Source organism: Nitrosomonas sp. (assembly GCA_031316255.1).
Lineage (GTDB): Bacteria > Pseudomonadota > Gammaproteobacteria > Burkholderiales > Nitrosomonadaceae > Nitrosomonas.
Genome location: JALDQW010000001.1, coordinates 1,366,847 through 1,385,408, shown reverse-complemented (window position 1 = coordinate 1,385,408; position 18,562 = coordinate 1,366,847). Strand labels below are relative to the sequence as shown.

Below are 18,562 nucleotides of genomic sequence, written 5' to 3'. Positions count from 1 at the left end.
GCGGGTTCCAGATTATTTATAACTTGTTATAAATTTCAGCGCCCGCTTTTTTAAATTCGGCGGCTTTTTCATCCATACCCTGTTTGAGGGCTTCATCTTCGCTGACACCTTGTTTGGCGGCATAATCACGGACGTCCTGGGTAATTTTCATCGAGCAGAAATGCGGTCCGCACATCGAGCAGAAATGCGCGACTTTGGCGCCTTCCTGAGGCAGGGTTTCGTCGTGAAACTGCAGCGCCTTGTCAGGGTCGAGACTCAGGTTGAACTGATCTTCCCAACGGAACTCAAAACGCGCCTTGGACAGGGCGTTATCGCGAATCTGCGCGCCGGGATGGCCTTTCGCCAGATCGGCGGCATGCGCTGCAATTTTATACGTGATAATGCCGTCCTTGACATCGTCCTTGTCCGGCAGGCCAAGATGTTCTTTCGGCGTCACATAGCACAGCATTGCGGTGCCGTACCAGCCAATCATTGCCGCGCCTATGGCCGAAGTAATGTGATCGTAACCGGGGGCAATATCGGTTGTCAGCGGTCCCAGGGTATAAAATGGCGCTTCATCGCAATGTTCCAGTTGCAAATCCATGTTTTCCTTGATCAAGTGCATCGGCACATGGCCGGGACCTTCGATCATGGTCTGCACGTCATGTTTCCAGGCAATTTTGGTTAATTCCCCAAGAGTCTTCAGTTCAGCGAACTGTGCTTCATCGTTGGCGTCATAAATCGAACCGGGGCGCAGGCCGTCGCCGAGTGAGAAGCTGACATCGTATACTTTCATGATTTCGCAGATTTCTTCGAAGTGGGTATACAGAAAGCTTTCCTTGTGATGCGCCAGACACCATTTCGCCATAATCGAACCGCCGCGCGAAACAATGCCGGTCATGCGTTTCGCCGTCATCGGCACATAAGCCAAACGCACGCCGGCGTGAATGGTGAAATAATCAACTCCTTGCTCGGCCTGCTCAATCAGCGTATCGCGGAAAATCTCCCAGGTCAGTTCTTCGGCTTTGCCGTCGACCTTTTCCAATGCCTGATAAATCGGCACCGTGCCGATCGGCACCGGACTGTTGCGGATAATCCATTCGCGCGTTTCATGAATATTTTTGCCAGTGGATAAATCCATTACAGTGTCGCCACCCCAACGGATCGCCCAGGTCATTTTTTCGACTTCTTCCTGTATGCTCGAGCCTAATGCGGAATTGCCGATGTTGGCGTTGATTTTTACGAGGAAATTGCGTCCGATGATCATCGGTTCCGATTCCGGGTGATTGATATTTGCCGGAATAATCGCGCGGCCGCGCGCGACTTCGTCACGCACAAATTCCGGCGTGATTTTTTGCGGTAAAAATGCGCCGAAGTGTTGTCCGGCATGCTGTCGCGTCAATAAATCATGGTTTTCGGCATTAAAGGCTTCATAGCGCTGATTTTCGCGAATGGCGATAAATTCCATTTCCGGTGTAATAATGCCCTGTCGCGCATAATGCATTTGTGTTACATTCTTTCCCGCTTTAGCGCGACGCGGTTGCCGTTTCAAGTTAAAGCGCATGTCAGCTAATTTAGAGTCTTGCAATCGCGCCTGGCCATAGGAAGAACTCAAGCCTTCCATGATTTCAGTGTCGTCGCGTTCGCTAATCCAATGTTCACGCAAGGCGGGCAGGCCCGAACGAATATCGATTCTGGCAGCCGGGTCGGAATACGGACCGGAAGTGTCATAAACCCAGATCGGCGGGTTTTTTTCCGCACCGTCAGTGGTCATGGTATCGCTCTGGCTGATCTCGCGCATCGGTACCTGTATATCGGGACGCGAACCCTGTACATGGATTTTGCGCGAATTGGGTAACGGTTTTATGGCGGCTTCATCGACAGCGGCCGTGGCGCTGGAAAAATTTTTTTGATTTAGAACTGTAATACTCATTAAGTTGCTCCTTAAAATGCCATAAAAGAGCGGGAGAGCAAGCTCCAGCTTCCCTACGGCGGCATTATCCGCGTCAGGTAATAAGGGACTTTCTCACCAAAATTCCAAAAATTCAGGAAATGGACCCCTAGCTGATGCTGTGAAGCTAATGGAAATGTGAAATAATTGCAAGTATATTATTTTTTTAAACAGAAAGCATATGAACATTGAAATGAACCCCGAACAAACTCTTGAACATTTACGATACAACATGGTCGTCCAGCAAATCCGTCCATGGTATGTGCTGGACGATAAAGTGCTCGATCTTCTGTATGAAATCCGTCGCGAGGAATTTGTCCCGGCCGCGTATCGGAAAGCCGCCTTTGTTGACATGGAAATCCCACTGGGAAACGGTCAAGTCATGCTGGCGCCCAAGATGGAAGCACGCATCCTGCAGGAATTGCATATCAAGAAAACAGATAAAATTCTCGAAGTCGGCACCGGTAGCGGGTATATGACCGCATTGCTTGCGCATCTGGGCAGCCATGTATACAGTGTTGAAATTTCCCCGGAACTTAAAAGCACGGCCGAAGCCAACCTGAAAGCACACAATTTTGCCAATGTCACCTTGGAACAGGGCGATGCTGCGCATGGCTGGTCCAAACATGAACCTTATGATGTAATTGTGATAACGGCTTCCACGCCCGTGTTGCCCGATAGTTTTCAAAACAGCCTGAATCCCGGTGGCCGCCTGTTTGCAATTATCGGGGAAGACCCTGTCATGGATGCCGAATTGATTACTTGTGTTGCACCCGGGGAATTTAGCGCTCAAAAGCTATTTGAAACCAGCACACCCGCACTGATTAACGCAGCGCAAGCAAGCAGGTTTACCTTTTGATTTTCGCTCAGGCATTAAAGCATTATCCGGGAATTTTTTTACAATGAAAATGTTCAAAAGAATCTACCGGCAGTCAAGATGAAAATCATGCGTAACGCATTTATTTTGCTTGTTTTTATGGCAGGCACTTCTACGAGTGCTTTGCTCAGCGCTGCAAATTTAATGGACGTCTATCAGGAAGCGCTCGAGATGGATGCACAGTATCAATCTGCCCGGTCAGCTTATCAGGCTGCGCAGGAAAAAATTGTTCAGGGCCGAGCCGGGTTTCTACCTAACATTAGTTTGTTAGCGACTCGTCAAGCCCAGGAAGTCAAGTTCGGTTCGACTACAAATACCATTCAAAGCCGTGGCGTCACTATTTCCGCAACGCAACCGCTTATCCGTTTAGAGAATTTCATTATTTATGCGCAATCTAAAACCGAGGTATCCCAGGCTGAGTCGCAATTTGTAATCGCCGCGCAAGATTTGATTTTGCGTGTCGCCCAGGCTTATTTCGATGTGCTTGATGCGCAGGTTGATGTCGAAGTTGCTGAAGCGCAAAAAGAAGCAATTCTCAAACAACTGGAACAGGCAAAACGCAATTTTGAGGTTGGCATTGCAACAATCGTCGATACCAATGAAGCGCAGGCGCGCTTTGATCTGACTTTGTCACAAGAAATTGCTGCACGCAATGCACTGGAAATCAGTAAGCGCACACTGCAGGGTATTATCAACCGTTTTCCTGAGCGGCTTGCGAGTAGCCGTGAAATTGCTGCCGATCTGCTGAGTCTACATTATGACAGTATGGATGAATGGGTGGCAGTCGCGGAAGAACAAAATTTTACATTAAAAGTCCAGCAAGCTGCCTATGACCTGGCCGCCAAGGAAGTCAAAAGAAACGCGGCGCAGCATCTCCCGACTTTGGACCTGGTTGCAGCATACAGTGATCAAACAGGCGTTGGCGCACAATTCACAGGAATTGGCCGCGACCTGACAACGGCGTCCATCGGATTGCAATTGAATCTGCCAATATATCAAGGGGGCGGCACGCAATCAAGAGTGCGAGAAGCAATAGCCAACCAGGAAAGAGCGCGCCATGATCTGGAAAATTTCCGCCGCAATGTTAAGTTGCAAGTCAGACAGCAATATCTCAATGTAACCAATGGTATTGCACAAGTTAGAGCGTTGAAGCAAGCCCTGGTATCCAGCCAGACGCAACTCGATTCAACAATGCTCGGGCAGGAAGTCGGCGTTCGAACAGAAGTCGATGTTTTGAACGCCCAGCAGCAGCTTTACTCCGCCCGGCGTGATCTGGCCAAGGCCTACCACAACTATCTGATGTCACGATTACGCTTGAGCGCGGAGGCGGGAGAGCTTGATGAAGCAGTGCTGCAACAGATTAATGATATGCTGCGAGGATAACGCACCATTAAAATTTAATAACGCGTGCAATTTCAGTAGTGTAAATTTCTTTACGCATGAAGATTCTGAAGGTTTGTTGATCAAACAAAATCATGTATGAAATGATAAAATACGGATGAAGCTGGCCAGACAGTCGCTGCCTGCTGTCCGCTTGGACAACAGGCAGAGGAAAGTCCGGACTCCAAAGAGCAAGATGTCGGCTAACGGCCGAACGCCGTGAGGCGAGGAACAGGGCCACAGAGACGAGCGTATTCAGTTACGGTGAAACGCGGCAACCTCCATCTGGAGCAAGACCAAATAGGCAGGCGATGAGGCTGCTCGCGGAGCCTGCGGGTGGGTTGCTTGAATGTGCGGGCAACCGCACATCTAGATGAATGACTGTCCACGACAGAATCCGGCTTATCGGCCAGCTTCTTTCATATGTTTACCAGAGTGATCGTGTGCGCCATTTTGCCTCCATACCAAGCCTCAGGAATATTCTTTCATGAATACCATGAAGCGATGGCTATATTCGGCCATACTTATAACCGTGTTGATTTTGCCTGTATCCGGTTGTTCCGTATTCCTCGCCGCGCAACAGCCGCCCGCAAAAAATGTTGCATTATTTGCGGTTGGAACGCCCAGAAATGAAATACTCGCCGAGTTCGGACCGCCTTTTATCAGCGAAAAAAATGAAGGAAAAAAAATCGAAATATTTATTTTCGTTCAGGGTTACAGCAAGGTAGCAAAATCAGGGAGAGTCCTTTTTCACGCTGCAGCGGATGTTTTTACGCTGGGCCTCTGGGAGATCATCGGCACACCGACTGAATTGTATTTTGATGGCACTGAAATGGCGTTTCATGTCAGCTATGATGAACATGAACGTATTGAGGAAGTCAATGTATTGCGTAAGGAATAATTTTTATAGACGGCATTAAGTTGCCAGCCCACACGCCGGGAACTCTAAAATGAAATCTTTCAAAATTCTTGTGGTCGCTATTCTTAGCGGTGCTGTTATTGTATTATCTACCGGTTGCGCAACCTATCAGACGATTTCTGTCGCCAAACATGGCACCTCGAGTCCGAGAGTTTACAGCGGTACCCGGCTTAACATTCACACGATAACGGGCAACCGCTATGCGCAAAAAAAGTTTAAGATTGCACCGCCCAAGTATCCGCTTCTCGATTTACCCGCAAGTTTTGCGCTTGACACATTAATTTTACCCATGACCGCATCATCGGTCATAACTCAGGAACTGGGCCTATAACCGGTCGGGGCATTATGTACCCCATATCCCCAAACGTTATTTCTGCAAGTTATTCCCCTTTTGAAATTTACATTGAACAAAGAAACCATCCTTTCAGGATTTGAAGGAAGCCCCTGCCTACCGTTCAGGACACAACCAACAATTCAGTGTCGGCAAAAATACCAACGCGTGCAATCCCGTCGTTGCTGATCATCCCACGATACATGCCGCGGGTATTAAACTGCATGGCGGTGTTACCGTTTGCATCCAGTACGATTAATCCACCTTCACCGCCAATAGCCGAGATTTCCGCCAGTGTATTGTCAGCAGCCGTGACAATCGATTTGTGTTGCAGCTTTACCTGTGCCGCTGTATTGAATGCTGCCGCAGTGCGGATGAACATTTCGCCGGTACCGGTTGCGGATACAGCTATCGATTGATTATCTGCATAAGTTCCGGCACCGATAATGGGCGTGTCGCCAACACGGCCAAAGCGTTTGTTAGTCAGGCCGCCCGTCGATGTACCGGCGGCAAGATTGCCATAGCGATCAAGTGCAACAGCGCCTACGGTGCCATGTTTTTCGTTATTGTCAGTCAAGGAATCGGCTACCAAATCATGGTCGAGTACGATCTGTTTCTTGGCAATGGCTTTTTGTAACTGATCCCAGCGGTGTTGCGTGTAAAAAAACGATGCGTCGACAATCTCCAGGCTTTGTTCAGCCGCGAAGGTTTCCGCACCCTGAGCGATTAGCAACACATGCGGACTTTTCGTCATTACTGCATGCGCCGCACGGATCGGGTTACGGATCGTTTTGACCGCAGCAACCGCACCAGCCATTCGCGTGTAACCATCCATGATCGATGCATCGAGTTCATTATGTCCCTCATGACTGAATACCGCACCCTTGCCTGCATTGAAAACAGGTGAATCTTCCATTACCACTATCGCGGCGATTACGGCATCGACACTGCTTCCACCAGCAGCAAGTACGGCATATCCCTCACGCAGCGATTGTGACAGTATCTGTATGAACATCCGCTCGCGTTCCGGCTTCAGCCTGTCGCGCCGGATTGCACCGGCTCCTCCGTGAATCACCAGACGGATTGGACAATTTTCTGTTGTCATGCTGATCCTATGTAATCAGGTATGCGTATAGTGGGCAATTAGATTGTCTGTCCATTTGACTGACCCATGGTCTCCGATCTTGAAACAATGGAAATTTGGTCGGGCAGGCTTCTAATATGAATATCCTGATGCGGAAAGGCAATTTCGATTTTTGCTTCACGAAAGCGCTGGTCGATTTCCATAAGCAAGTCGTGCCGCGTTTCCAGAAACAAATCAGGATCAGGAATGTAGATTCTGAGTTCAAAATTCAGCGAACTGTCGCCAAAAGCGACAAAACGTGCACTGGGTTCGGGCTCAACGAGCACATTGCGATGATTATGCGCAATCGACAACAGAATATCGTTGGCAAGCTTTGTATCGGATCCATACGCAATACCGACAGGAATGACAATACGTAAAATTGAGTCCGACAACGACCAGTTGATGACCTGACCGGTGACAAATTCCTTGTTGGGGATAATGAGTTCTTTTCTGTCCCAATCGATAATCGTTGTTGCACGCATCTGGATGCGAGAGACTTTACCGCTGATATTACCCAGTGTTACCACATCACCAACTCGAACCGGCCGCTCAAACAGTATGATCAACCCGGATACAAAATTTGCAAAAATCTCCTGCAATCCAAAACCAAGCCCAACAGTTACGGCGGCCGCAAGCCACTGCACTTTTGACCAGCCAATTCCCAGCGCACTGAATGTCATGGCAAAACCGACAATAATGATGAAGTAACGCGCGATAGAAGCAATGGCATAACGACCGCTCGGTGTAAAAGGCAATCGCTGTAAAATAGCAATTTCAAGCAAGCCCGGAATATTGTTACTAACAAAAAAAGTCATCATAAAAATAACTATCGCCAGTAACAGGCTAGCCAAAGTGATCGGGGCCAAACTTGTCGTTTCACTACCGCCTTCGGTACTGGTTACTGTCGTGTTCCATAACACGACATCGTTGAGCATGTTAAACGCCGGTAAAACCTGCGCCCATATTAATGCAAGCCCGATGACTATTGTAAACCAGAGCGCTGTATTCAGAAGCTTCATGGTTTGGGTGCTGATGGTTTCGACATCCAGTTCGTCTTCTTCGACACTGATTTGTTCTCCTGCATCAGCTGTTTTGCCCTTTTCATCGTCCTGTGCTGCTAATCTTTTGCGCCATTGTTCAATTGCCAGTTTGCGCTGCTCAATGTTTAACCAGCGAATGAAGAGCGCTCTTGCAATAATCACCGCAAAAACCAGCATTAATGAGTTGATGATCAGTAATGACAGCTGTCCGGCGGTATACATATAACCAATGGCCACTGTAATGGCCAGACAGATTGGCGTTATCGTGAGAATTGGGAACCATAGATTTGCTAGACGGCTGATCCAGCCCTCGGTATGTTTTTCCAGATAATTATTAGGTAAACCGCTTGCTGGATGCAGCAAACGATAAACCAACAGCGTTGTCGCAGCCATTAATATGAAAAAAACCAGACGTCCCAGGGAATCATGATGTGCCTCAGTAGGTTGCTCCAGGGTCATAACAAAAATAAGGACTAAAGGCAATGTGACAGACAGGTACCAGGCAAGTTGTTTCCTGATCAATGCCATGTTTTCAGGCTTCCAGCGAAAATGCAGTTCTCCAAGTCCTTCTTTTCGGCATAAGTGGCGCAGCAACAAACCGGAAAACAACAAATAGGCCAAAGCAGAAAGCCCGCATCCCAGCGCGAGTATGAATGCTGAGTCGCTTTCAATATGCTGGATACGCCAGGCGATCAAATAAATAAATAGTGGCCAGGCAAGCGCCATTAATAGTGTCACCACCACAGCCCATAGTGTATCGATGAATTGCGCTTTACTCAGTTTGGTGACATAACGCCCCAATGACGATAATTTTCTTTTTAAATTGCTCTGCATAATAAGCAATCCAATTACAAAGAAAAGGAATGGCGAAATAACCAGAAAGTTTTTACGAAAATCATTGCCCAAATAAGATACCGTTTGTATCCATGATTGCGGATCAAGCAGCCAAGCTACTGCTGCACCCAGACGTTGAATATCATGCAGCTGTATAACCGGTGCGCTTTGAATCCATAGAATACGGGTATCGATGAATTCCTTGTAATCCTTGATCAATGCGATGAATTTCAACTCCTTTTCAAGGGTTGGATAGAGTTTATTTTCGAAATAAACATCATAGGCGTTAATCAGTTCATCAAGATAATCTTCTTTTTGTTTGTATAGCGCCTGATAGACTGCAGCTTGCAGCTTATTCAGTGCATCACCAGTTAATTTAATGTTGGCATCGTCTATCAGACGTATGGCATCTTGGTTTATATCAACTAATTCCAGTAATCGATCTTCAAGCTCGATGCGCCTAAGTTGAACTTGATTGATTTCCAGATTGCGAATCTCTATTTTCTTTTCGTGTAAGCCGATATCGGGTAACTGTTTCCGGTCATTACGCAGCTTTAAACCAATTGCATTGGTTAAACCGATCTGTGCAATTTTTTCCCGGATTCGATCATAGTTGCGTTGTGTCCTGGTAAAGGCCTGATCCAGTTGTTTCTTCTCTTCACTCAAAGCCGCGCTGCTTACTGTAATTTTTTCCAGTTCGGCAGCAAGAAAGGAATTTTCATCAATGATTGCCCGCACAAGCGGATGGGCTGTATCAGCGGCTTGGCTGGCAGTATCCGCTGCTTGCTTTGCATGGGCGGCAGCTTCTGCACGCAGTTGATTGATAATTTCTTCAAAAATATTATAGTTTCGTTCTGCAATCAATAGATCACGCTCCGCCGCATGCCGCTGTGCACGCAAGAGTTCACGTTGCTGATTGTAGCTTCGGTCTTCAAGTTTAAGCTCCTGAAGTAATTGTGTTAAATAATTAATTTCTGCATTTTGTGCGATTTTTTGTGCTTCTATGTTCGAGTCATCCGTCAGTTCAGAAACTGTGGATGCTTTCTGTTTTAATTCGTCTATACGTTTGCGTGTAAACTCAATATCTTCTGCGATTTTAGGTTGGCGCTCAGTACGCCGCGTAATTTCCTGCTCAATTTCCGTTCGTGCTTTCTGTGCATCTGTCTGTGCGCTTCTGACGGTATCAAACTGCTCTTCAAGTTTTTCCAGTGGTTTTTTCAGGTCAATATTTTCAGCCTTTAATTCTTCTTGTTGCAGCGGTGTATCCAATTTCCGTTCAATGATTTTGAGTTGCTGTGGTGCATTTTGCGAAGATTCAACATATTTCAAAGCACGATCAGCTGAGTCTATGCTCTTGTGCAAAAAATCATGCGCCTGACTTAGTGACGATAACTCGGATTGTTGCTGGGGATCCAGTTGTTCTATCTTTTTTAAGGTCGCGATACGTTCTTCAATATCTAGCAGTGTTATGCTGAATTTGTTTCGATTTTCTTTTAGCGCTGTTTCAATTTCGTGAAATGAATTTTCCTTTTTTGCAGCTAAAACTGGATTGTAAAAACCGAAAAAGAAAACAAATAAAATGAGCAAAGTCACCCATAAAAAAAATACCCGGTTTGTCGGCGCCTTGTTTGGGCGCAATAAGGTTATCAAATTTACTTTCAAAATGTTATTTCTGAGGATTTTTCAGTTGTAATTATTTTTCCCTCAAAAAGGGATTATCTAAAAAAATTTAATGCTTATTTGGCATTTAAATAAATCGTTATGCATACGCCTTTCGGAATATTTTTTTCTATGGACAAATCACCGCCATAGACTTGTATGATGTCACGCACAATGGCAAGGCCGATGCCATGCCCAGGAATTGACTGGTCGGCACGCACGCCGCGTTCAAGAATTCTGGCAATTTCATGTTGTGCAATGCCAGGGCCGTCGTCTTTGACTTGGATAACAATACGATCCTGGTCTTGCCGTGCGGATACCATAATTTTTTGATTACACCACTTGAACGCGTTGTCGACCAGATTGCCGAGCAGCTCCATCAAATCGCCTTCATCGATACGCAGACTGATGGTTTTATCAAGCGCCATCGTTATTTCCGGATTTTTCTCATGATGGGCTTTTCGCACAGTATTGACAATACGGTCGACAACAGGATACAGCATGATAGGACGCATTCCGGGAGAGCTTCCTGCTGTTGCCGCCCGGCGTAACTGGTACTGGATGATATTGTCCATACGATCAATTTGCTCACGAATTGTTTTTTCCTCCAACTCATTATCTTGAATTGTCGCTGCACCTTGAAGGATGGCTAAGGGTGTTTTCAAGCTATGCGCCAAATCAGCTAACGCATTGCGATAGCGCTTTTGCTGCTTTCGTTCGTGATTAATTAATGAATTAATGCTATCGGTCAGCAATTTCAATTCACTTGGATAAATACCTTTTACATTTTCCTGTTTACCGGATTCAATTGCCGATAGCTCAATTGATACCTGGCGCATGGGCTGCAAACCCCAGCGTAACACCAGCATTTGCGTTATCAAAAGCAACACGGTCATAATGCTCAACCAACCCCAGAGGTCTTCGCGGTAACGCTCTATCTGCGCATCGAACAGTTCTGTATCTGTTACAACATTAAATGTCAGCGGAAAACTGCCCATTTCAGTGGCCCATGCGACACCAAAACGGTAGATAAAATTAAATTCGTTGTTAATGGTAACCTGACTGAATTCTTTTACACCTTTGTCTAAAAGCAAAAGCTCAGGAATTTTTTTATTTAACGCCGATGTCGATTTCCAGGCAATCGTTTTATGATGATCAATGATAAATGCATAGGTGTTTGAGTCGGGTCGACTGAATTCCGTATCAAGCAGATTGGTCGGCATTTCCAGTTTTCCGTTATCGTCAACTTCTGCATCTCCCATCAACATAAGCAGTCTTGCCAGCATACGATCCTGGACACCCAGCTGTGCGCTGTCATGAAAAGCCCTGTCCAGCGCTAACGCAATGCCTACAATAAAAACAAGCAAAACCAGAGTAGCGCTTATCAATATGCGTTTGTTCAATGACATCATGACGTTTTATCGCATGCTATCGTGAAACGATATCCCCTGCTGCGTAATGTTTCGATGGGATTCAAACTGCCAGTGGGATCAAGTTTTCGCCGTAAGCGACCGACCATAACTTCAAGGACATTACTGTCACGATCTTCATCGTGCGGATAAAGATAATCGGTTAAAACCTGTTTGGACAACACTGTACCCTGGTGTCTGATCAGATGCTCAAGCAGGCGATATTCAAATGTAGTCAGATCTACCTTTTGTTCATTGAGGGTTACGAGTTGCGTTGAAACATCAATTGCAATAGGACCACATTTGAGGGAGGAGCCGGTTATTCCCGTCGCGCGTCTGAGCAGAGCCTTGAGCCGCGCTTGCAATTCTTCCATTTGGAACGGTTTCGTTAAATAATCATCTGCACCAATCTCCAGTCCCTTTACTTTGTCCTGCCAGCTATCTCTTGCCGTCAATATTAGAATAGGTAACAAATTGCCCTGATCACGCAGTGTTTTGATCACTTCAAGTCCCGATATACCGGGTAAACCAATATCTATAATTGCAGCATCCAAAGGATATTCATGAGCGATGTATAGGCCTTCTTTGCCGTCACCGCAAACATCAACCATATAACCGGCCGATTCCAGTTTCTGGCGAATCTGTGCCTGCAGTTTTATCTCGTCTTCAATAACCAGAATACGCATACATTTTCAGCCAAAATTAATGACCTGTTTTAATACTTCCGTCAATAACACTGACCTGTACGACATGAACCGAGCCTTGATCGCTCAGTATTTTAACGCGGTATACTCCATCGTTACGCCTTATATCCAAAACACGGCCTTTGATATGCCGCTGTGCAATCGATATCGCTTTCTGTTGCGAAATATTGGCCTGTTGATTACTTGTTTTATAAAAATTTGCGGTTTGGTCTTGCCGCTCGGCCATGACATTTATTGGAAGGCAGGTTATCAAGAAAGTAATCAGAAATTTTTGCAGTCTATTCATGAAAAAGTAGCTTTATGCGCCATTGGATTACAATAGATTGCCTGACATATTGAATTCAAGCAAGACCTGCATGGAGAAACCTTTTGTCTCCTTGCAGGTGCTTTATTGGTCAATAGCGTAACATAAAGCTCGCATTTCCGGTATTAATACCAAGCGATACATTGGGTGGATAGCCATAACCTGCTGCTGGCGGGTAACTGATCATGTTCGGTCGATAGCCATAGGCTGGCCGAGGATTATAATATTGTTGATTGTAGTAGGGCCTGTTGTAATTAGGACGATTGTAGTAACGTTGTGGCGGACTGTAAATTCGATTGTATCCACTATAATATGGATTATGTCGGTTGTAATAGTGCTTTTTGTAATGGCGGTGATGGTGAGAATGTCCATGACCATAATAGTGATGGTTATGCGAATGACCATACCGATGATGCCCTCTGCTCGCTTCAACCGTAACAGGTATCGCCAAGACCAATCCAATCAACATTATCAACAGCAACATATTTACCGGGGTTATTGTTCTGGTTTTCATTGGAAACCTCCGTTTAATCGTTAAAAATATAGACTCGTGTTCTATCAAATTGATATTGCCGGATTTACTGACACGTTCATTAACCAGGCAATCTTGATGTATGACGTACTCGTGCCTGGTGATTTAACTATACGCAGGAAAACATGAATGCAAACTGAATATAAAAAAAGGAAATGTTATGGATGGCAAAACGGAAAAGCGGCTGAGAAACAGTACGGACAAACAGTGTATCAAAACGAATCGAGTAATGACGACTGCCGTATTCAAACAGGCAGCAATTGGCGCTACATTTTAAATATGTACGTGACCAATTCAGAAAGTACTGATTATTAAAAATAAAATTTCCAGAAAGAATAGAATTGTGCGCCAAAGACAGAAGGCTTGCATTTTAAACAAGCCTTTGTTTTATATGGCGTCCCCAAGGGGATTCGAACCCCTGTTACCGCCGTGAAAGGGCGATGTCCTAGGCCTCTAGACGATGGGGACCAAAAGAACTGATTACTACCAATATAGCATCATCTAACAAGAAACTGGTGGAGATAAGCGGGATCGAACCGCTGACCTCTTGCATGCCATGCAAGCGCTCTCCCAGCTGAGCTATACCCCCTGATCAAAGGAACAAGGATTATACTGATGCAAGACGTCAAAGTAAAGTAATTCTATGAAGCTGCTGCCGCTTGTTGTGTATCGTTATTTATCCTGTGGCCGCCAAGGTAACTGTTATCGGATGAGTTTGATGGGTTTAATCTAAAAAGTTAAATACAAGAGGATAAAATCCGACATGGTCGGTATCGCATTTGTTAGGTATTTTGGGAAATTTCCCATAGTTTATGCGCTCATCACGCGTATACAGAAGAAGCCCTGATTCCAATCAATAAAGGGTATCCAAACGTATGGATACCCTTTGCCGGTTAAAGAAGGTATTTACACGGATTGCCTGCTATTACATTTTGGCCATCACTTCAGCGACAGTTTGTCCCATAAGCGATGGGGTAGGGCAGATGGTAACGCCAAGCTCCTTGAGCGATGCAACTTTCTCAGCGGCGCTTTCACCCGCTGATGAAATAATCGCGCCGGCATGTCCCATACGGCGGCCTTCGGGTGCGGTAAGACCGGCAATATATGCAATCAGCGGTTTGGTCATATTTTCCTTGAAGAAAATGCCCGCGTCGACTTCCATCGGACCACCGATCTCGCCGATCATTAGCGCCACCTTTGTTTCCGGGTCCTGCTCCAGTTTTTCCAGAACATCAAGATGAGAACTGCCTATGATGGGATCGCCACCAATACCCACAGCGGTTGAAATACCGATACCCAGAAGCCGCATTTGATCGGCAGCTTCATATCCCAGTGTACCTGAACGTCCCACGACGCCCACATTACCCCGCGCATAAATATGACCCGGCATGATCCCCAACATGGAACGGCCTGGACTAATCGTTCCGGCACAGTTTGGTCCAGTCAACATCATGCGTTCTTCCTTCGGAAACCGGCGCAGAAAGTTCTTGACGGTCATCATATCCTGTGTAGGAATGCCATCGGTTATGGCAACACAGTATTTAATACCCGCGTCAGCAGCTTCCATAATTGAATCCGCTGCGAATGCGGGCGGTACGAATACAATACTGGCTTCTGCGCCGACCTGTTGTACCGCTTTCTTAACGGTATTGAAAACCGGTAAGCCCAGGTGTGTCTGACCACCTTTACCGGGTGTTACACCGCCGACAACATTTGAGCCGTAATCTATCATCTCCTGTGCATGGAAAGTACCAATTTTTCCGGTAAAACCCTGAACAATAATGCGTGTATTTTCATCAATTAAAATCGCCACTTTGTACTCCCTAGCCTTCTTGTGCAACAACCTGATTACGTGCAGCCACAACTTTTTCTGCGGCTTCCGCCAGGGTATCTGCTGTAATTATTTCCATTCCGCTGTCTGCTATGATCTTGCGGCCTTCTTCAACGTTTGTCCCGGATAAACGCACCACTAATGGCACCTGCATGCCGATATTTTTAACTGCCTGTACTACGCCCTCGGCAATCCAGTCACAACGGTTAATGCCGGCAAAAATATTGACCAGCATGGCTTTGACATTTTTGTCTGCAAGTACCAGACGAAACGCTTTTTCAGTTCTTTCCGCAGACGCGCCACCCCCTACATCGAGGAAGTTGGCGGGTTCACCGCCTGCAAGTTTGATCATATCCATTGTCGCCATCGCAAGTCCGGCGCCATTGATCATGCAGCCTATATCCCCATCCAGGCCGACATAGCTCAAACCCACCTCGGCAGCAGCCACTTCACGTGGATCGACCTGTGAGTTATCGCGCAGTTCAGCGATTTTATGACGCCGGTATAACGCATTTTCATCAAATGCCATTTTGGCGTCGAGTGCAATAATTTCGTTATTGGCCGAAACGACCAGTGGATTGATTTCCAGGATATTGGCGTCAAGATCGCGTAATGCACGGTAACAGCCTTTGATGGTCTTAACTGCATGGTTTAACAGCGATGAATCAAGTCCCAGAGCAAACGCCATTTTGCGCGCCTGAAAATCCTGCAGGCCGACAGCCGGTTCGATATAGATTTTGATAATGGCATCCGGATTCGTTTTCGCCAGTGTTTCGATTTCCATCCCGCCCTGCGCCGAACCGACCATGATTACGCGCTCGGTACTCCGGTCAATCAAAAATGACAGATAAATCTCTTTGGCAATTTTGGTGCCGGCTTCGATATACACACGGGAACACAGTTTACCCGCCGGTCCGCTTTGATGGGTGACCAATGTTTTTCCGAGCAACTCTTCTGCGGCAGCCTCGACTTCATTATGCGCCTTGCAAACTTTGATGCCGCCGGCTTTGCCACGCGCACCCGAATGAATCTGCGCTTTGACGACCCAGACATCTCCTTCTATTTCTCTCGCGCGTTGCGCAGCTTCTTCAACGCTGTAGGCAATGCCGCCTTCAGCTATTTTGACGCCGTAACCCGCGAGAATTTCTTTTGCTTGATATTCATGAATATTCAATTCGATTTCCTCATCAATCGCATTTGTTTATCATGGTTGAACTAAGCTCAGAACCATGTTTTTTAGTTAATCAACGTATATTTTAAGTTTAATTATTTGTTGAATGAAAAAGGCCGCTTAACGCGGCCTTAACAATAAACTTATTTTCTTGCAGCGATAGCGTCGGCTATTCTCACCACATTATTGGCCATTCTTTCCGATGCAGCATCAATCAAGCGGCCATCGAGTGCTGCTGCGCCTTTGCCGAGTGCGGCAGCTTCCTTTAGAGCGGCCAATATGCGCTTGGCTTTTTCGACTTCGGCTTCGGGGGGCGTAAAGACTTCGTTGGCCAGCGCGATTTGCGTTGGGTGAATAGCCCATTTACCTTCGCAACCCAGTGCTGCCGCTCGTCGTGCAGCCAGTTTGTAGCCATCCGGGTCCTTGATATCGCCAAACGGACCATCGATAGGACGCAATCCATATGCACGGCATGCAACCGTCATACGGCTGATGGCAAAATGCCACTGGTCGCCCGGATAATCCGGGTTGAGGCCACCGATATTGGTGGTTCGTGCACGGTTACTGGCTGCATAGTCCGCAACACCAAAGTGCAATGCTTCCAGTCTTCCATATGAACCATTGCGTGCTATATCTTCAACATTTGCCATACCTAGAGCGGTTTCAATGAGCGCTTCGAGACCGATCCTGTTTTTCAATCCCTGCTGCATTTCCAGTTGACTAACCATCGCTTCAACCATATAAACATCTGAATACACGCCAACTTTTGGAATAAGTAAAGTGTCTATTTTTGCGCCGGCCTGTTCAACAAGGTCGACCACGTCGCGAACCATAAATTGTGTATCGAGTCCGTTAATACGTACCGACAGTGTAACACCGTGACCTTTCCAGTCTAGATCGTTAATCGCCTGAATAATATTCTTCCGGGCCTGCAACTTGTCATCTGGCGCAACTGCATCTTCGAGATCAAGAAAAACAAAATCCACACCGCTTTTTAATGCTTTTTCAAACATTTCCGGGCTTGAACCTGGAACCGCCAGTTCACAGCGTTGTACCCGTTGTATTTTTGTTTCATATAGCGTGTGACTCATTTTTTCTCCCTGAAATATTGAATAATTATACCAATCTATGGATTGCAAGCGTTATTGGTGTTTATTTGTTTTACATAATCCCATTCCGGAATAACCAATAAACCTGTGATTATAACATCCGATGTCTATGTGATTTTAACAATGCAGTATTTGCCGATTTATTTGTCAACCGACGCACTTATTTGAAGCGATAAACGCACTATAGTTGTGCACAGACTTTCGCAGCGATTGGAAGTTTTTTGTAATTTGCCAGCCAGGCTAGCGGAATTGTTGCTTTATTCTGCAATTCTGCGTGAGCCGCTGCAATTGCACCCAGCATAATGGCGCGTCCGCAACTGTCTCCTCCGGCACGAATATTCGCTTCTACCGCCTGCTGATAGCCAGTTGCGTGTAATGCGATATGAGCGATAACGGGTATGCCTTCGAGTACATGACATGCCGAACCAAAGCGCTCTGCAACTTCAATACTGTTCAACGATTCTGTGCTCAGCGCTTCATTCAGCAATGGTTTTAGCTTTTCACCGGCGTGCGGCAATGCAAGTATCAAGGCTTCATTGACCGGTTTGCCTTCTAGAACGGCGGATAAAACGGATGCCGAATATTTTGCAGCCGCTACCGCATCATCGTTATTATTGGTTAGACGCACAACGGTCTCAATTTTTTCTAGTAGATCGTCCTGTGATCCACTGTGTGTGGCGGTGATTACCGGTACAGTTGCCAAGGCTGCGAACTGGTCATCGTCGGCACCGGAAACTTCAGGAAAATCATCCGGTATTAACGGAATCAGTTTAAGCAGTGTCTGACGTGTAGGCGAATCGATATAACCGGCATAGGTTCCTCCTGGACCGAAAAATCCTCTGAATTCAGTCTGATATGCTACCCGTTTGAATTCACCGTGTGCTGCAACATGATTCAAGATGAGCAGGCAAATTTCACCATACCCGGATGAATCGCCAGCAGCTTTATTACCATGTGCAAAAAAACCTTTCACATCGGCATAATTTTCAACATCGGGCTGTAAAAAAGTTAGTCCTTTTGTCTTTTCCAGTTCGGCAATTCGTGCGGGATCATAGAGCCAGTGCAGCCCGAGCGCTGCCGCATCGGCTACCAGTGCACCTATAATTGCCGCAATACGTGGTGTTAGCCTGATATTAGAATTCATTGTAAAACCTGTTTATTTTTGATAAAAAGTAATGTAAATCAATGATTTCAGGTAATCTCTACTTCATCTGGTATTCTGCGCGCCTCGTCCTCAAGCATAACCGGTATACCATCCTTGATTGCAAAAGCCAGGCGATCCGGTTTGCAAATCAGTTCGTTATCCTGTTTTTTATAAAGCAAAGGTCCCTTGCAGAGCGGACATACCAGAATATCGAGTAACTTTGTATCCATAATATTCCTTTTTATCTGGTCATTATTCTTAT

General features: G+C 46.2%; 16 protein-coding genes, 2 tRNA genes, 1 other RNA gene and 1 riboswitch. Of the genes, 5 read left to right on the top strand and 14 right to left on the bottom strand.

All coding sequences use genetic code 11. The features are described from left to right. Positions 1 to 16 precede the first annotated feature (16 nt). Positions 17 to 1,912: a phosphomethylpyrimidine synthase ThiC gene (thiC, locus tag MRK00_06215; GenBank protein MDR4516965.1), complete on the bottom strand. Its 1,896-nt coding sequence runs from the start codon at positions 1,910 to 1,912 to the stop codon at positions 17 to 19. Between the two features lie 33 nt (positions 1,913 to 1,945). Then, positions 1,946 to 2,051: riboswitch (TPP riboswitch) on the bottom strand. A 60-nt stretch (positions 2,052 to 2,111) separates the two neighbouring features. Between thiC and MRK00_06210 the strand changes: the two genes are divergently transcribed. From MRK00_06210 to MRK00_06190, 5 genes are all read left to right on the top strand, one after another. Continuing rightward, entirely contained in the window at positions 2,112 to 2,789 is a 678-nt protein-coding gene (locus tag MRK00_06210) for a protein-L-isoaspartate O-methyltransferase (GenBank protein MDR4516964.1), read from the top strand. Positions 2,790 to 2,876: 87 nt separating this feature from the next. Further along, positions 2,877 to 4,190, top strand: a complete 1,314-nt coding sequence (locus tag MRK00_06205; GenBank protein ID MDR4516963.1) for a TolC family outer membrane protein — start codon at positions 2,877 to 2,879, stop codon at positions 4,188 to 4,190. A 117-nt stretch (positions 4,191 to 4,307) separates the two neighbouring features. Further along, positions 4,308 to 4,608, top strand: an RNA gene (gene rnpB / locus MRK00_06200) — RNase P RNA component class A. Positions 4,609 to 4,674: 66 nt separating this feature from the next. Further along, the gene (locus MRK00_06195) at positions 4,675 to 5,088 is read left to right on the top strand and encodes a hypothetical protein (protein ID MDR4516962.1); all 414 of its coding nucleotides are present in this window, start codon (positions 4,675 to 4,677) and stop codon (positions 5,086 to 5,088) included. A gap of 49 nt (positions 5,089 to 5,137) precedes the next feature. After that, positions 5,138 to 5,437 carry a YceK/YidQ family lipoprotein gene (locus MRK00_06190; protein MDR4516961.1) on the top strand — a complete coding sequence of 100 codons (300 nt, stop codon included), beginning with the start codon at positions 5,138 to 5,140 and terminating at the stop codon, positions 5,435 to 5,437. Between the two features lie 124 nt (positions 5,438 to 5,561). On the opposite strand, the gene MRK00_06185 is transcribed toward MRK00_06190, so the two are convergent. From MRK00_06185 to MRK00_06125, 13 genes are all read right to left on the bottom strand, one after another. Next, entirely contained in the window at positions 5,562 to 6,542 is a 981-nt protein-coding gene (locus MRK00_06185) for an isoaspartyl peptidase/L-asparaginase (protein ID MDR4516960.1), read from the bottom strand. Positions 6,543 to 6,580: 38 nt separating this feature from the next. After that, positions 6,581 to 10,099 carry a mechanosensitive ion channel gene (locus tag MRK00_06180; protein ID MDR4516959.1) on the bottom strand — a complete coding sequence of 1,173 codons (3,519 nt, stop codon included), beginning with the start codon at positions 10,097 to 10,099 and terminating at the stop codon, positions 6,581 to 6,583. 74 nt (positions 10,100 to 10,173) lie between these two features. After that, entirely contained in the window at positions 10,174 to 11,508 is a 1,335-nt protein-coding gene (locus MRK00_06175) for an ATP-binding protein (protein ID MDR4516958.1), read from the bottom strand. Then, the gene (locus tag MRK00_06170; GenBank protein ID MDR4516957.1) at positions 11,505 to 12,191 is read right to left on the bottom strand and encodes a response regulator transcription factor; all 687 of its coding nucleotides are present in this window, start codon (positions 12,189 to 12,191) and stop codon (positions 11,505 to 11,507) included. The genes MRK00_06175 and MRK00_06170 overlap by 4 nt, the downstream gene beginning before the upstream one ends. A gap of 16 nt (positions 12,192 to 12,207) precedes the next feature. After that, a complete protein-coding gene (locus MRK00_06165) occupies positions 12,208 to 12,495 on the bottom strand; it encodes a PepSY domain-containing protein (GenBank protein MDR4516956.1) in 288 nt (95 codons plus the stop codon). 109 nt (positions 12,496 to 12,604) lie between these two features. Continuing rightward, on the bottom strand, positions 12,605 to 13,027 hold the full coding sequence (locus MRK00_06160) for a hypothetical protein (GenBank protein MDR4516955.1): 423 nt from the start codon (positions 13,025 to 13,027) through the stop codon (positions 12,605 to 12,607). 410 nt (positions 13,028 to 13,437) lie between these two features. After that, positions 13,438 to 13,513, bottom strand: a tRNA-Glu gene (locus MRK00_06155). Between the two features lie 45 nt (positions 13,514 to 13,558). Then, positions 13,559 to 13,634 (bottom strand) — tRNA-Ala (locus MRK00_06150). Between the two features lie 336 nt (positions 13,635 to 13,970). After that, positions 13,971 to 14,858 (bottom strand): succinate--CoA ligase subunit alpha, encoded by an 888-nt coding sequence (gene sucD / locus MRK00_06145; GenBank protein ID MDR4516954.1) that lies wholly within the window; start codon positions 14,856 to 14,858, stop codon positions 13,971 to 13,973. A 10-nt stretch (positions 14,859 to 14,868) separates the two neighbouring features. Continuing rightward, entirely contained in the window at positions 14,869 to 16,050 is a 1,182-nt protein-coding gene (locus MRK00_06140; protein MDR4516953.1) for a malate--CoA ligase subunit beta, read from the bottom strand. A gap of 140 nt (positions 16,051 to 16,190) precedes the next feature. Further along, positions 16,191 to 17,138: a CoA ester lyase gene (locus MRK00_06135; protein MDR4516952.1), complete on the bottom strand. Its 948-nt coding sequence runs from the start codon at positions 17,136 to 17,138 to the stop codon at positions 16,191 to 16,193. Between the two features lie 199 nt (positions 17,139 to 17,337). Further along, positions 17,338 to 18,300, bottom strand: a complete 963-nt coding sequence (locus MRK00_06130; protein MDR4516951.1) for an ADP-ribosylglycohydrolase family protein — start codon at positions 18,298 to 18,300, stop codon at positions 17,338 to 17,340. A 47-nt stretch (positions 18,301 to 18,347) separates the two neighbouring features. After that, positions 18,348 to 18,530 (bottom strand): Trm112 family protein, encoded by a 183-nt coding sequence (locus tag MRK00_06125; protein ID MDR4516950.1) that lies wholly within the window; start codon positions 18,528 to 18,530, stop codon positions 18,348 to 18,350. Positions 18,531 to 18,562: the final 32 nt, after the last annotated feature.

Excerpts from the sequence above, each read along its gene's own strand:
- thiC (MDR4516965.1), bottom strand. The coding sequence starts at position 1,912 with ATGAGTATTACAGTTCTAAATCAAAAAAATTTTTCCAGCGCCACGGCC.
- MRK00_06210 (MDR4516964.1), top strand. The coding sequence starts at position 2,112 with ATGAACATTGAAATGAACCCCGAACAAACTCTTGAACATTTACGATAC.
- MRK00_06205 (MDR4516963.1), top strand. The coding sequence starts at position 2,877 with ATGCGTAACGCATTTATTTTGCTTGTTTTTATGGCAGGCACTTCTACG.
- MRK00_06195 (MDR4516962.1), top strand. The coding sequence starts at position 4,675 with ATGAATACCATGAAGCGATGGCTATATTCGGCCATACTTATAACCGTG.
- MRK00_06190 (MDR4516961.1), top strand. The coding sequence starts at position 5,138 with ATGAAATCTTTCAAAATTCTTGTGGTCGCTATTCTTAGCGGTGCTGTT.
- MRK00_06185 (MDR4516960.1), bottom strand. The coding sequence starts at position 6,542 with ATGACAACAGAAAATTGTCCAATCCGTCTGGTGATTCACGGAGGAGCC.
- MRK00_06175 (MDR4516958.1), bottom strand. The coding sequence starts at position 11,508 with ATGATGTCATTGAACAAACGCATATTGATAAGCGCTACTCTGGTTTTG.
- MRK00_06170 (MDR4516957.1), bottom strand. The coding sequence starts at position 12,191 with ATGCGTATTCTGGTTATTGAAGACGAGATAAAACTGCAGGCACAGATT.
- MRK00_06165 (MDR4516956.1), bottom strand. The coding sequence starts at position 12,495 with ATGAATAGACTGCAAAAATTTCTGATTACTTTCTTGATAACCTGCCTT.
- MRK00_06160 (MDR4516955.1), bottom strand. The coding sequence starts at position 13,027 with ATGAAAACCAGAACAATAACCCCGGTAAATATGTTGCTGTTGATAATG.
- MRK00_06135 (MDR4516952.1), bottom strand. The coding sequence starts at position 17,138 with ATGAGTCACACGCTATATGAAACAAAAATACAACGGGTACAACGCTGT.
- MRK00_06130 (MDR4516951.1), bottom strand. The coding sequence starts at position 18,300 with ATGAATTCTAATATCAGGCTAACACCACGTATTGCGGCAATTATAGGT.
- MRK00_06125 (MDR4516950.1), bottom strand. The coding sequence starts at position 18,530 with ATGGATACAAAGTTACTCGATATTCTGGTATGTCCGCTCTGCAAGGGA.